General features: G+C 69.8%; 10 protein-coding genes. 7 read left to right on the forward strand and 3 right to left on the reverse strand.

The genetic code is table 11. The features are described from left to right. Positions 1-70: 70 nt before the first annotated feature. The 7 genes from OWM54_RS34370 to OWM54_RS34400 all read left to right on the forward strand — a co-directional run bounded on the left by OWM54_RS34370 (position 71) and on the right by OWM54_RS34400 (position 7,640). Positions 71-718, forward strand: coding sequence for a cysteine hydrolase family protein (locus OWM54_RS34370; protein WP_223745594.1), 648 nt, complete (start codon positions 71-73; stop codon positions 716-718). A gap of 54 nt (positions 719-772) precedes the next feature. Continuing rightward, the gene (locus tag OWM54_RS34375) at positions 773-1,633 is read left to right on the forward strand and encodes an ion transporter (RefSeq protein ID WP_223745595.1); all 861 of its coding nucleotides are present in this window, start codon (positions 773-775) and stop codon (positions 1,631-1,633) included. A 143-nt stretch (positions 1,634-1,776) separates the two neighbouring features. Then, positions 1,777-2,673 carry an NAD-dependent epimerase/dehydratase family protein gene (locus tag OWM54_RS34380; RefSeq protein WP_267700190.1) on the forward strand — a complete coding sequence of 299 codons (897 nt, stop codon included), beginning with the start codon at positions 1,777-1,779 and terminating at the stop codon, positions 2,671-2,673. 105 nt (positions 2,674-2,778) lie between these two features. Continuing rightward, positions 2,779-4,080: a PQQ-dependent sugar dehydrogenase gene (locus OWM54_RS34385; protein WP_267700191.1), complete on the forward strand. Its 1,302-nt coding sequence runs from the start codon at positions 2,779-2,781 to the stop codon at positions 4,078-4,080. Positions 4,081-4,318: 238 nt separating this feature from the next. Beyond that, positions 4,319-5,038 (forward strand): 2OG-Fe(II) oxygenase, encoded by a 720-nt coding sequence (locus OWM54_RS34390; RefSeq protein WP_267701189.1) that lies wholly within the window; start codon positions 4,319-4,321, stop codon positions 5,036-5,038. 257 nt (positions 5,039-5,295) lie between these two features. Beyond that, on the forward strand, positions 5,296-6,210 hold the full coding sequence (locus OWM54_RS34395) for a glutaminase (protein WP_223745598.1): 915 nt from the start codon (positions 5,296-5,298) through the stop codon (positions 6,208-6,210). Between the two features lie 1,055 nt (positions 6,211-7,265). Continuing rightward, entirely contained in the window at positions 7,266-7,640 is a 375-nt protein-coding gene (locus OWM54_RS34400; RefSeq protein WP_074956160.1) for a DUF488 domain-containing protein, read from the forward strand. 87 nt (positions 7,641-7,727) lie between these two features. On the opposite strand, the gene OWM54_RS34405 is transcribed toward OWM54_RS34400, so the two are convergent. The 3 genes from OWM54_RS34405 to OWM54_RS34415 form a co-directional block, all read right to left on the reverse strand. Beyond that, positions 7,728-10,874, reverse strand: a complete 3,147-nt coding sequence (locus OWM54_RS34405; RefSeq protein ID WP_267701190.1) for an efflux RND transporter permease subunit — start codon at positions 10,872-10,874, stop codon at positions 7,728-7,730. 76 nt (positions 10,875-10,950) lie between these two features. Continuing rightward, the gene (locus OWM54_RS34410; protein WP_370641975.1) at positions 10,951-12,090 is read right to left on the reverse strand and encodes an efflux RND transporter periplasmic adaptor subunit; all 1,140 of its coding nucleotides are present in this window, start codon (positions 12,088-12,090) and stop codon (positions 10,951-10,953) included. Then, positions 12,087-13,463: a TolC family protein gene (locus OWM54_RS34415; RefSeq protein ID WP_074956163.1), complete on the reverse strand. Its 1,377-nt coding sequence runs from the start codon at positions 13,461-13,463 to the stop codon at positions 12,087-12,089. The genes OWM54_RS34410 and OWM54_RS34415 overlap by 4 nt, the downstream gene beginning before the upstream one ends. Positions 13,464-13,598: the final 135 nt, after the last annotated feature.

The following is a 13,598-nucleotide window of genomic DNA, read 5'->3' on the forward strand; positions in this document are numbered from 1 at the left end:
GGTGCACGGTTCTGGACGAAAGGTGCCGGCGTGCGGGGGGAGTGCCTAGCTTGGCCGCCAGGAGGTGCACGTGGCGAAGTCAGGGGCACGGTCCGGCGGGAAGGCGCGCGCGACGAAGGAGCGGCGCTCGGACACGGCGCTGCTCATCATCGACGTCATCAATGACCTGGAGTTCCCGGGCGGGGAGAAGGTGCTGCCCTGGGCGCTGCGCATGGTGGAGCGGCTGGGGCCGCTGGCCCGGCGGATGCGCTCGGCGGGGGTGCCGGTCATCTACGTCAACGACAACTTCAACCACTGGCGCAGCAACTTCCGGGACGTCTATCGGCACTGCACGCGCAAGGGGATTCGAGGACGGCCGGTGGCGCGGGCGTTGAAGCCCGAGCCGAGGGACTACTTCGTCCTCAAGCCGAAGCACTCGGCGTTCTTCGCGACGTCGCTGGTTCCGTTGTTGGAGCACCTGGGGACGAAGAAGCTGCTGATGGCGGGGATGGCCACGAACCTGTGTGTCTTCTTCAGCGCGCATGACGCGCACATGCACGAGTACGACATCACCGTGCTGAGCGACTGCTGCGCGGCGGAGAGCGACGGGGACCATGACCTGGCGTTGGACCAGCTCCAGCGCTTCCTGGGCGTGCGCGTGTGCCGGGCGGATGAGGTGAAGCGCACCCGCCGCGCTCGGAAGCCGGCGCATTCCGCCAAGGGGGCAGGGCGGTTGTGACGTCGGGACGCAAGGTTTCTCGAATCGAGCGCCGCCGCGTCTAGACTGCCCTGCGTGTCCAGGTCTTCCGAGCAGAGCCCCGTGGGCGGCTTCCGCGCCCGTCTCCACACCATCATCTTCGAGGCCGATACACCGGCGGGGAAGGCGTTCGACGTGGCCCTGATGTGGGCCATCCTGTTCAGCGTCATCGCGGTGATGCTGGAGAGTGTCGCCCCGGTGCGGGAGCGCCATGGCACCGCGCTCTCCATCGCGGAGTGGGCCTTCACCGCCATCTTCGCCACGGAGTATGTGCTGCGGCTCGTCGCCGTCCGCCGTCCGCTGGATTATGCGCGCAGCTTCTTTGGCCTCGTGGACCTGCTGGCCATCCTGCCCTCGTTCCTGAGCGTGCTGTTCCCGGGCGCCCAGACGTTGCTCGTCGTCCGCGTGCTGCGCCTGCTGCGCGTCTTCCGCGTGCTGAAGCTGGGGCACCTGTTGGGGCAGGCGGAGATCCTCATGACGGCGCTGCGCGCGAGCCGGGGGAAGATCACCGTCTTCCTCGGCTTCGTCCTGACGGTGGTCGTCATCATGGGCTCCGTCATGTACCTGGTCGAGGGCGAGGCCCATGGCTTCGACAGCATCCCCCGCGCCATGTACTGGGCCGTGGTGACGATGACGACCGTGGGCTTCGGTGACATCACACCGAAGACGATTCCGGGGCAGTTCATCGCGTCGGTGTTGATGATCATGGGCTACGGCATCCTCGCGGTGCCCACGGGCATCGTCTCCGTGGAGCTGGCCGCCGCCGCCCGTGGCCCCGTGGACACCCAGGCGTGCCCCGGCTGTGGCAACCAGGGACACGACCTGGACGCGCGCTTCTGCAAGAGCTGTGGGTCGGTGCTGGACTGGACGCCGCCGAAGCCTCCACCCACGCCCTGAGTCGCGCCGTTGTTCGACGCAGGCCACCTGCTCCAGTCGGGATGTTCATTGCTGGCCGGGGCGTGCCCGGCCCGTGCATCAATCCGAGGCTCTCCGCTCCAGGCGCGGCACAGTGAGACCCTTCCTTTCCTGGAGACCTCACGATGAACCTCTTCATCACTGGCGCCACCGGCTTCATTGGCGGCTCGCTGGCCGTGGACCTCAAGTCCCGGGGCCATTCGATTCGGGGACTGGTGCGCGATGAGGCCAAGGCCCGGAAGCTGGCGGCGCTCGGCGTCGAGCCCGTCCTGGGGGACCTGGACAACGTCGCGGTGCTCACGGCCGAGGCCCGGCGCGCGGACGGTGTCATCAACGCGGCGAGCAGTGACCACGAGAAGGCCATCCGGGCCCTGATTGAAGGCGTGAAGGGCTCGGGCAAGCCGCTGCTGCACACCAGCGGCTCCAGCGTCATCGGCGACGACGTGAAGGGCGACGCGCTGTCACCCAACGTGTTCGACGAGGACACGCCGTTCATCGTCGAGCCCGAGAAACAGGCTCGGCACGCGCTCGACAACAGCGTCCTCGCGGCGCCGGGGGCTCGGGGCATGGTGCTGTGCAACACGATGATCTACGGCACGGGGAAGGGCCTGAGCCGCGACAGCGTGCAGATTCCTCCGCTGGTGGCGCAGGCTCGCAAGAGCGGCGTGGTGCGCGTCGTCGGCAAGGGCGTCAACCGCTGGTCCAACGTCCACATCGACGACGTCACGGCGCTCTACGCGCTGGCGCTGGAGAAGGCCCCGTCGGGGGCGTTCTACTTCGTGGAGAACGGCGAGGCGTCCTACGCGGAGATTGGCGAGGCCATCGCGGCGCGGCTGAAGCTGGGCCCGGTGCGGTCCTGGTCCGTGGAGGAGGCGTCACGCGAGTGGGGCGAGGGCCACGCTCGCTACTCGTTCGGCTCCAACAGCCGGGTGCGCGGGAAGCGCGCGCGGCGCGAGCTGGGCTGGGCGCCTCGCCATGACTCGGTGACCCGCTGGATTCGCGAGGAGATGCCCCTGGATTGAGGCGGCTTGCGTCCGCCGTCCGACATCCCCACATCCTTTTCGCGCGAGGCTCGCGGCACTTCGTGTTTGCTGCGCGCCGTTCGTCCCACCTGGAGGAGTGTGCTCATGCGTTCCCTGTTGGCGTCCCTGGCTTGTACTTCCCTGCTGACCCTCGCGGGGACCTCGCATGCACAGCCCGCGGGCAAACCCGCGGACCAGGGCGGCAACCTGGCCCCCGGGCAGGCAAAGGGCAGTCAGCAGACGGATCCTCGGCAGGGCCCCAACCCGACGGGCGCTCCCGTCGAGCAGGCCCCGCCCAACGTCCCCGAATTCAAGCCGGCCTTCCCCGGTCAGACGCGCGCGCCCGCCGTCAACACGCGCACGGCCCTGCAGGTCACCGAGGTCGCCTCCGGCTTCAACAAGCCTTGGGCCATCGCGTTCCTGCCGGACAAGCGGATGCTCGTCACGGAGAAGCCGACGGGGAAGCTCTTCATCGTCACGCCCGAGGGCAAGAAGTCGCCGGCCATCGCGGGCCTGCCCAAGGTGGATGGTCGCAACCAGGGCGGTCTGCTCGACGTCGAGGTGGGGCCGGACTACGGCACCAGTGGCCTCATCTACTGGACCTATTACGAGCCCCGGAAGGGCGGCAACGGCCTCGCGGTGGCGCGCGCCAGGCTGGTGGATGGACCCAAGCCCAAGGTCGAGGGCGTGAAGGTCATCTTCCGCATGGAGCCGACGCTGGAGTCCACGCTGCACGCGGGTGGCCGACTCGTCTTCACGCCGGATGGGAAGCTGTTCGTCACGCTGGGCGAGCGCTCCATCATGGAGGGCCGCGTCCAGGCTCGCGACCTCAAGAGCGACTTCGGGAAGATTGTCCGCATCAACCCGGACGGCTCCATCCCGAAGGACAACCCCTTCGTGGGGCAGAAGGACGCGCGGCCGGAGATCTGGACGCTGGGGCACCGCAACATCCTGTCGGCGGCGCTCGACAGCAAGGGACGCCTCTGGGAGGTGGAGATGGGGCCTCGCGGTGGTGACGAGCTCAACCTCATCGAGCGCGGCAAGGACTACGGCTGGCCCACCATCGGCTACGGCGAGGAATACTCCGGCGAGCCCATCCACAAGACCACCCAGGGCCCGGGCATGGAGCAGCCGGTGTACTACTGGGACCCGGTGATCTCGCCCTCGGGCATGACCATCTACTCCGGTGCGCTGTTCCCCGAGTGGAAGGGCAACTTCTTCATCGGCGGCTTGTCCAGCACGGCCCTCGTGCGACTGGTGCTCGAGAACGACCGCGTGGTGGGTGAGGAGCGCCTGCTGATGGACCAGAAGGCCCGCATCCGCGAGGTCGTCCAGGGCCCGGAGGGCGCGCTGTACCTGCTCACCGACGACTCGAACGGCAAGCTGCTGAAGGTGACGCCGCGCTGAAGCCAGGCGGGGTGCTCGCGTGCGGGGGCGGGCCTAATTCGCCTCCGCGCGCGGTGGTTGACCGCAACAACCGGGTCGCCTTGCGTCATCACGTGCGTCATTCCTGAGCCGTGTCCGAGCGCGAGCTTCATGCCTCGGTGACGAACGGGAGTGGGCACATGCGGAGAAGCAGGGTGGGGTTGTCGGGAGTCCAGCTGAGAGGGGCGTCGTGAGTGCCCGAGCCCTTCGTGCGCGGCCGATGCGCAGCGCCGTGTCGGTGGAGACGAAGCTGGAGGCGCTCGACTGGACCGGGCTCGGCGCGGAGCTGGATGCGCGCGGGTGCGCCACCCTGAGCGGCTTGCTCACGCCCGAGGAGTGCGGCGCCTTGTCGGCGCTATACCCCGAGGATGCGCCGTTTCGCAGTCGGGTCGTCATGGGGCGTCATGGCTTCGGGCGGGGGGAGTACAAGTACTTCGCCTATCCGCTCCCGGACCTCGTGGCTCGACTGCGGACCTCGCTCTATCCCGGGCTCGCGTCCATCGCGAATCGGTGGAACGAGGCGCTGCGCATCGACGTGCGATACCCCGAGACGCACGCGGCTTATCTCCAGAGGTGTCACGCGGCGGAGCAACTCCGGCCGACACCGCTGCTGCTCCAGTACGGGGAAGGGGACTACAACTGCCTGCATCAGGACCTCTATGGCGACGAGGTCTTCCCGCTGCAGGTGGCCATCCTCTTGTCTGAGCCGGGGCGCGACTTCGCTGGTGGCGAGCTGGTGCTCACAGAGCAGCGTCCCCGCATGCAGTCTCGCGTGGAGGTCGTGCCGCTGCGGCAGGGGGATGGCGTCATCTTCCCGGTCCACCATCGCCCCGTGCAGGGCACTCGCGGCGTCTACCGCGTCAACATGCGTCACGGTGTCAGCCGCATCCGCTCCGGTCACCGGCACACGGTGGGCATCATCTTCCACGACGCGCGCTGACGCGGGGACAGGTCGCCTCCTCGTCGCGCCTGGTGTCGGCCGTATCCGCTCAGGGCGCTGCACGATGGGGTTCGGCAGCCCAAGATGCTTGCTGCTGCGAAGAGAGCCTCTCTTCGCGCTGCCGGCAGGGCGTGCGCATGAAGGGCCTCGGGACAGGCCGTGTCTCGTGCCGGTTCCTTGCTGCGGTGTGTCCTGGGAAACCTGCACGGAGGGCGGGCTCGCGCGGCTATCCTGGCGCCCAGGCAGGTGGGCGCGCGATGGACGACTTCCAGGCGATTCTCGACGAGGTGATGACGGCCGTCCTGCCGGTGGTGGGGCAGGGCCGTGTGGCCAACTACATCCCAGCGCTGGCCGCAGTGGACCCGTCGCGGTTCGGCATGGCGCTGGCCACGCTCGATGGTCAGGTCTTCGGCGTGGGCGATTGGCGCACGCCCTTCTCGGTGCAGAGCATCTCGAAGGTCTTCGCGTTGGCGCTGACGCTCGCGAGAGACGGGGACGCGCTGTGGCGCAGGGTGGGGAAGGAGCCCTCGGGCAATCCGTTCAACTCCCTGGTTCAGCTCGAGTACGAGCAGGGTGTGCCCCGCAATCCGTTCATCAACGCGGGCGCCCTGGTCGTTACGGACCGGCTGCTCAGTCTCACCGGGGACTCACGCGGTCTGCTGCGGGAGTTCCTGCGCGAGGAGAGCGGAAATGCCTCGGTGGACTTCGACCCGGTCGTCGCCGCGTCCGAGGCCGAACATGGCCATCGCAACTCCGCGCTGGCGCACTTCATGGCGAGCTACGGGAACATCGAGAACCCGGTGCCCCGAGTGCTCGAGCACTACTTCTGGCAGTGCTCGCTGCGGATGAGCTGCGCGGACCTGGCGCGTGCTTGTGGATTCCTGGCGCGACATGGGCAGGGCGCCTCGGGGAGGCGGCTGCTCACGCGCAGTCAGGCCAAGCAGGTCAACGCGGTGATGCTCACCTGCGGCACCTACGACGCCGCGGGCGAGTTCGCCTATCGCGTGGGTCTGCCGTGCAAGAGTGGTGTCGGTGGCGGCATCATCGCCGTCATCCCGAATCGCTGTGGGTTGTGTGTGTGGAGCCCCGGGCTGGATGCCCACGGGAACTCGGTCGCGGGCGTGGAAGCCCTGGATCGATTCACGACGCTCACGGGCCTCTCGGTGTTCTGACGTCGCCGCGTGGATGAAGGCGAACCGGTCCTCGCGAAGTTACGCTTCCGCCGAGGACCGGCTCCCACCGCCCATCCTTCACGCCCGAGCCGTCTCACCTTGTTGAAGCGGTCTCCCGCCTCGCTCGCTGCGACACGCCCATCCAACCCGCCGCCCGTACCGCCCCGAACTACCCCGTACCGCGTGCTGCCCCGTCCGACCCGCCGCCCGTACTGCCCCGTCCGACCCGCCGCCCGTACTGCCCCGTCCTGCGTACTGCCCCGTCCGACCCGCCACCCGTGCTGCCCCGTGCTGCCCGTCCTGCGTGCTGCCCCGTCCGACCCGCCGCCCGTACTGCCCCGTCCCGCGTGCTACCCCGTCCGACCCGCCGCCCGTACTGCCCCGTCCTGCGTACTGCCCCGTCCGACCTGCCACCCGTGCTGCCCCGTGCTGCCCGTCCTGCGTGCTGCCCCGTCCGACCCGCCGCCCGTACTGCCCCGTGCTGCCCGTCCTGCGTACTGCCCCGTCCGACCCGCCGCCCGTGCTGCCCCGTCCTGCGTGCTGCCCCGTCCTGCGAACTACCCCGACCAACCCGCCGCCCGTCCTGCCCCGTACCGCCCCGTCCTGCGTGCTGCCCCGACCAACCCGCCGCCCGTGCTGCCCCGTACCGCCCCGTCCTGCGTGCTGCCCCGACCAACCCGCCGCCCGTGCTGCCCCGTACCGCCCCGTCCTGCGTGCTGCCCCGACCAACCCGCCGCCCGTGCTGCCCCGTACCGCCCCGTCCTGCGTGCTGCCCCGACCAACCCGCCACCCGTGCTGCCCCGTACCGCCCCGTCCTGCGTACCGCCCCGACCAACCCGCCGCCCGTGCTGCCCCGCCCGACCCGCCCACCGCTGCGTCATCTTCGCTGCGTGCTCTACCCCATAGCAGGGCGCGTGCCGTCCGAATGACCTCCACTGATCCAAGTTTTTCCAAGCACTTGCACCGCACCCCCAGCAAGTGAGTCACGCGGTCCAGTAAGAAGTCCGGTGCCGTCCTTCCGGAATACCGAAAGCGCGCCACCGCGTTGACCCTGAATGCCCATCAAGACCCGTCGCTGGTGTGTCCCTGGCGAGCCCGATGACGGCTGGAGAGTCCTCATCTGCCGCTACAGGCCCCGCGGCCTCCCCAAGGCCAAGGAGACCTGGGACGAGTGGCGCCGCGAGCTCGCCCCCAGCCCCGACCTCTTCGACGCCTTCTATGGAAAGGGCCAGACGCCCATCACCCTGGACGCCTATCGCGCCCGCTATCTCGAAGAGATGCAGTCCCAGCGTGAAATCATCACGTCACTGGCCCGGCGCGTGGACGCGGGCGAAACCGTGACGCTCCTCTGCTCCAAGGACTGCATCCTGGAGCCGGTGTGTCACCGCACCATTCTCGCCGAGCTCATCCAGTCCGCCCGAGGCACCTGAACCCTCACCTCCCCGGACACGACTCCGCCGGCGCGGTGAAGGAGCCTGGTCGCTCCCTCACCGGCCGGCGGGCCGTACTGCCAACCTTCAGGGTGCGTGGGCCGGCGCCGGCAACTCGTCCTCCGACGCGTCACGCCGGGACGTCTCGCCGCGCAGCTTCTGCATCAGCACGTAGAGGCCCGGGATGAAGATGAGGTTCACGATGGTGGACACCAGCATGCCGCCGAACACCGCGGTGCCCAGCGAGTTGCGCGCCGCCGCGCCCGCGCCCTGCGCCAGCATCAGCGGCACCACGCCCAACAAGAACGCAATCGACGTCATCAGGATGGGACGCAGCCGCACCTCGGCGGCCTCGACCACCGCGTCCAGCGCGCTCTTGCCCTGCTCGCGCAGCTGCTCGGCGAACTCCACGATGAGAATCGCGTTCTTGCTGGCCAGGCCCACCAGCATCACCAGACCCACCTGACAGAACACGTCGTTGGCGTAGCCCCGGAGCAGCTGCAACGCGACCGCGCCCATGATGGCCAGCGGCACCGACAGGATGATGACGAACGGCAGGCTGAAGCTCTCGTACTGCGCCGCCAGCACCAGGAACACGAACAGGATGCCCAGGCCGAAGATGATGAGCGTCTGCCCGCCGCTCTCCTTCTGCTCCAGGCTGATGCCCGTCCACTCCGCCGCCATGCCCTGCGGCAGGTTCTGCGCCGCCAGCGCCTCCATCGCCTCGATGGCCTGACCGGAGGACACCCCCGGCGCGGGCTGGCCGTTGATCTCCGCCGAGCGGAACAGGTTGTAGTGCCGGATGACCTGCGCGGACACCGTGGGCGTCACCTTCACCAGCGACTCGAGCGGAATCATGTCCCCGCTGTCGCTGCGCACGTAGAACGCGCCGATGTCCTGCGGGCTGTCGCGGAACTGCTGCTCGGCCTGCGTGTACACGCGGTAGGTGCGGTTGGCGTAGTTGAAGTCGTTGACGTACTGGCTGCCCATGTAGACCTGCATCGTCCCGAAGATCTGCTCGATGGGCACCCCGAGCGCCTTGGCCTTCTGCCGGTCCACGTCCACGTCCAACAGCGGCGTGTTCGCGTTGAACGCGGTGAACACGCCGCGGAGCTGTCCGCCCTCGTTGCCCTTGTTCACCAGGTCGTCCGTGGCCGAGGCCAGCTCGTCCAGCGTGCGCGAGCCCGCCACGTCCTCCACGATGAACTGGAAGCCGCCCACGCTGCCCACGCCGCGAATCGCCGGCGGCTGGAAGGGCAGCACGCGCGCCCCGCCGATGCGGCTCAACGGGCCGCGCAGCCGCTCCACCAGCGCCGCCACGGTGCTGTCCTTGCCGGGGCGCTCCTCCCATGGCTTCAAGCTGCTGAAGACGGTCGCCATGTTGGCGCCGGAGCCCTGCATGGAGAAGCCGCCGATGGCGAACATCGCGCGCACCTCGGGCTGCGCCTTGAGGATCTCCTCCACCTGCACCAGCACCTTCTCCGTCTGCGCCAGCGACATGCCCTCCGGCCCCTGCACGGAGATGATGACGTAGCCCTGGTCCTCGTCCGGGATGAAGCCCGTGGGCGCCACCTTGAACAGCACCACCGTGGCGCCGATGCAGGCGAGGAACGCCAGGAGCACCAGCACCGGGTGGCGGAGCATGGCGCGCAGGCCCCGGCCGTACGCGGCCTTCGTCGCGTCCAGCACCTTGTCCACCCAGCGGAAGAACACCCACTTCTCGCCGTGGTGGTGCTTGAGCATGCGCGCGCTCAGGGCGGGCGTCAGCGTCAGCGCGCAGAAGGTGGACAGCGCCACCGACGCGGCGATGGTCAGCGCGAACTGGCGATAGATGGCGCCCGTGGTGCCCGGGAAGAGCGCCACCGGCACGAACACCGCCACCAGCACCACCGAGATGGCGATGACAGCGCCGGACACCTCCTTCATGCCCTCGCGCGCCGCCTGCCTGGGGGACAGCCCCCGCTCGGCCATCAGTCGCTCGATGTTCTCGATGACGACGATGGCGTCGTCGACGACGAGGCCCGTGGCCAGCGTGAGGCCGAACAGGGTGAGCGTGTTGATGGAGAAGCCCAACAGCTGCACGAAGGCGAAGGTGCCCACCAGCGAGACGGGCAGGGTGAAGGCGGTGATGAGCACGCTTCGCCACCCGTGCAGGAACAGGAAGATGACGAGGATGACCAGGATGATGGCTTCCACCAGCGTCTGGAGCACCTCGTGGATGGAGGCGCGCACCGCCAGCGTGGTGTCCGTGCCCGTCAGGTACTCCATGCCCGGGGGGAACTGCTCGGACAGCCGGTCCAGCTCCCGGTACACGCCGTCGCGCACGTCCAGGGCGTTGGCGGTGGGGAGCTGGAAGATGCCCATGCCCACGCCCACGCGGCCGTTGAAGCGCAGGATGGTGCCGTAGTTCTCCGCGCCCAGCTCCACCCGGCCCACGTCCTTCACGCGCACCGCCTTGCCGCTCGGGTCGCGCATCAGGACGATTTCACCGAACTCCGCCGGCTCCACCAGCCGGCCGCGCGCGCGCACCGCAATCTGGTACGGCTGCTCCTCGGTGGAGGGCGGCTGGCCCACCTGGCCCGCGGCCACCTGGAGGTTCTGCTCTTGAAGCGCGCGCGTCACGTCCATGGGCGTGAGCTTGCGGCGGGCGAGCTCGGTGGGGTCCAGCCACACGCGCATGGAGAACTTGCGCTCGCCGAAGATGCGCACGTCGCCCACGCCGCGCACGCGCTTGATGGCGTCCTTGAGGTTCACATCCGCGTAGTTGGAGAGGAACTGCGCGTCGTAGCGGTTGTCCGGGCTGGACAGGGCCACCGTCATCAGCATCTGGCTGGAGGCCTTGTTGACCACGATGCCCGTCTGGTTCACCTGCGAGGGCAGGCGCGAGGCGGCGCGGCTGACGCGGTTCTGCACGTCGACGGCGGCGACCTCGATGTCGCGCGTGGGCTCGAAGGTGACGGTGATTTGACTGGTGCCGTCGTTGCCGCTGGTGGAGGTGATGTAGCGCATGCCCTCCACGCCATTGAGCTCCTGCTCGATGGGGATGGTGACGGCGCTCTCCACCACCTCGGCGCTGGCGCCCACGTACGTGGACGTCACCGTCACCTGCGGCGGTGCCAGGTCCGGGTACTGGGAGATGGGCAGGGTGGGAATGGCAATCAAGCCCACCAGCGTCAGCAGGATGGAGCAGACGATGGCGAAGACGGGTCTGCGGATGAAGAAGTCGACGAACACGGCGTTCAAGCCCTCGAAATCATGGTGGGGGCCGGGCCTCGCGGCGTGCCGTCCGAGGCCCGGTCCATCCAGCGCTTCAGCGGCTGCCCGCCGTCGCCGCGCCCGCGCCCGTGCTCGGGGCGCTGTCCGCGGACTTCACCTTCACGGCCATCCCGTCACGCAGGGCCTGCAGCGAGGACACCGCCACGCGGTCCCCCTGCTTCAGCCCGTTCTCGATGACGTAGGCCATCTCACCCAGCGCGCCCAACGTAATCGGGCGGCGCTCCACCACCGTCTTGCCGTCCTTCTCCTGCACCACCATGGCGAAGGGCTGGCCGCTCAGGCGCACCACCGCGAGCGCGGGAATCTGCAGCGCGTCCCGCTTCGCGTAGACGATGCGCGAGCGCACCAGCTCGCTGGGGCGCAGTCCCACCGTGTTCTGGAACGCGGCCTTCACCTCCACCAGCTGCGTGCGCGGGTCCGCCTGCGGCGCGACGAAGAACAGGGGGCTGGTGAGCAGCACCTTGCCCTGCGCGTCCAGGACCTCCAGCTGCGTGTCCGGCTTGAGCGCGCGCGCCCGCTCCGAAGGCAGCGACACGCTGACCTCCAGCACGTCCGCCTGGGCGATGGTCGTCAGGGGCGTGGTGGCCCCCACGAAGTCACCCAGGCGCACCAGCACGTCGCCCACCGTGCCCGCGAAGGGCGCGCGCACGGCGTGGAACTGCAGCTGCACCTGGCGCTGCGCCACCTGCGCCGCCGCCGAGCGCGCCGCGGCCTCGGAGGCCTCCAACTGCGCGCGGCCCTGCTCCAGCTCCTGCGCACTGGCGAGGCCCTCCTTGTAGAGCGCCTCCGTGCGCGCGAAGGTGCGCCTGGCCAGCTCGCGGTTGATGTTCGCGGAGCTCTGCTGGGCCTGCGCGCTGTCGAGCGCGGCCGTCTCCGTGCGCGAGTCGACCTCCAGGAGCGTCGCGCCCGCCTCCACCTTCTGGCCGGGCTTCACGTGGATGCGGCGCACGTAGCCGGCCACCTGGGGCAGCACGGTGATGTTCTGCCGCGACAGCAGCGAGCCCAGGTACTCACCCGTGTCCCGCACCTCGCTGGGCGACAGCGTCAGCACCTGCACCTCGCGGGGCGGAGGCGCGGCGGGCGCCGCGGCCTTGCCCGAGCACCCCGCCGCCATCAACAGGGCCGTGCTCCACACCGTCATCTTCAGCGCCATCAGGGGGCGCACCCGTCTCACCAGTCGCACCGGGCCTCCGTCAAGAATGCGTCCAGGCGCGCCTGGACCGCCTCGAATTCACGCAGCGCCAGGGCCAGCTCCGCCTGGCGCAGGGCCGCGCCGCTCTGCACCAGCTCCAGGCTGCTGCCGCGGCCCACTTCAAAGGAACGTCGCGTCAGCCGGTCCGTGCGGTCCGCCAGCTCGCGCGCCTCGCTCGCCGTCTTCACCAGCGCGTCCGCCACCTCGACGCTGCGCCGGGCCTGCGCCACCTCGACGGACACGTCGCGGCGGTTGCCCTCCAGCGTCTCGGCCGCCTGGCGCTCGATGCCCGTGCGCTCGCGCACCAGGCCCCCGCGCAGGCCACCCTCCCAGAGGGGCACGGCGATGACGGCGGAGATGGTCCACGTGGAGAAGCGGCCGAAGCCCGGGTCCGTCGTCACGCCGTTCAGGTTGGAGGCCAGGCCCAGCGTGGGCAGGTAGCCCGCGGACGCCTGACGCCGGCTGTCGCGCGCGGAGTCCACCTGCGCCTTCGCGGCGACCAGGTCCGGACGGGACTCCAAGTCCTGGAGCGGCGTGCACGCCTGGCGCGCCTCCTCCATCAGCCCGTTGAGGTTGAAGGAGGGGTCCACGCCCACCGCGTGGCCGAAGCCCAGCGCGATGCCGAGCGCCTCGCGCGCCCGCCGCAGCTGCTCGTCACCGGCCACGAGCGACCCGCGCGCCAGCGCCACGTCCTGGTTCACCCGCACCACGTCCAGCTGGTTGCTCGCGCCCAGGTCGAACGAGCGCGTTGTCAGCGCGGCGCGCTCCAGCGCCTGGAGCAGGCCCACGCGGTTGAGCTCCGCGGCGCGCTCGGCGGCCACGGTGGCCACCAGCGTGCGCGCGAGGCCCAGCGTGAGGCGACGCCGGGTGTCCTGGAGGCTCGCCACCGCGCCCCGCTCGGCCGCGGACGCGGAGGAGAGGTTGCGCCACGCGCCCACGTCCACCAGCGACTGTGTCAGCGAGGCCGTCAGCGTGCCCAGGATGGGCGCGGTGGGCGTGCGGCCGTCGAGCGCCGGGGAGGGGAAGACACCCACGGCGGTGTCCGGGTTGAGCAGGTCGTGGGCCGCCGTCGCCCGGGCGTTCGCGTTGGGCAGGAGCGACGCCAGGGCCTGACGCCAGCGGCCCTCGGCGCGCTGCACGCCCGCCTCGGCGGAGCGCAGGTTGGTGGAGCGCTCCCGGACGAGCGTCAGGGCCTCATCCCAGGTGCGCACCTGCTGCTGGGCGGGCGGGACGGGGGCCAGCATCGGGTCCTCCACCTTCGTCTGGAAGGGCTGGGGCGGAGGGACGGAAGGGCTCGACTCGGGCGGCGTCGAGGTCGCGACGAGCGCCAGGAGGATGACGGTGGGGGCGGACATACCAAGGGGGTAGGCAAGGGTGACGACAGGTGCGACTGGACTCCCCCCGTGCGGCCAGATGCGCCGAGCCGATGTAATTGACAACCATTGTAGGTGACAACTATTTCGGAAGTCAGATGACTTTCGCGGAGCAAC

The sequence above is a fragment of the Myxococcus sp. MISCRS1 genome (assembly GCF_026626605.1).
GTDB lineage: Bacteria > Myxococcota > Myxococcia > Myxococcales > Myxococcaceae > Myxococcus > Myxococcus fulvus.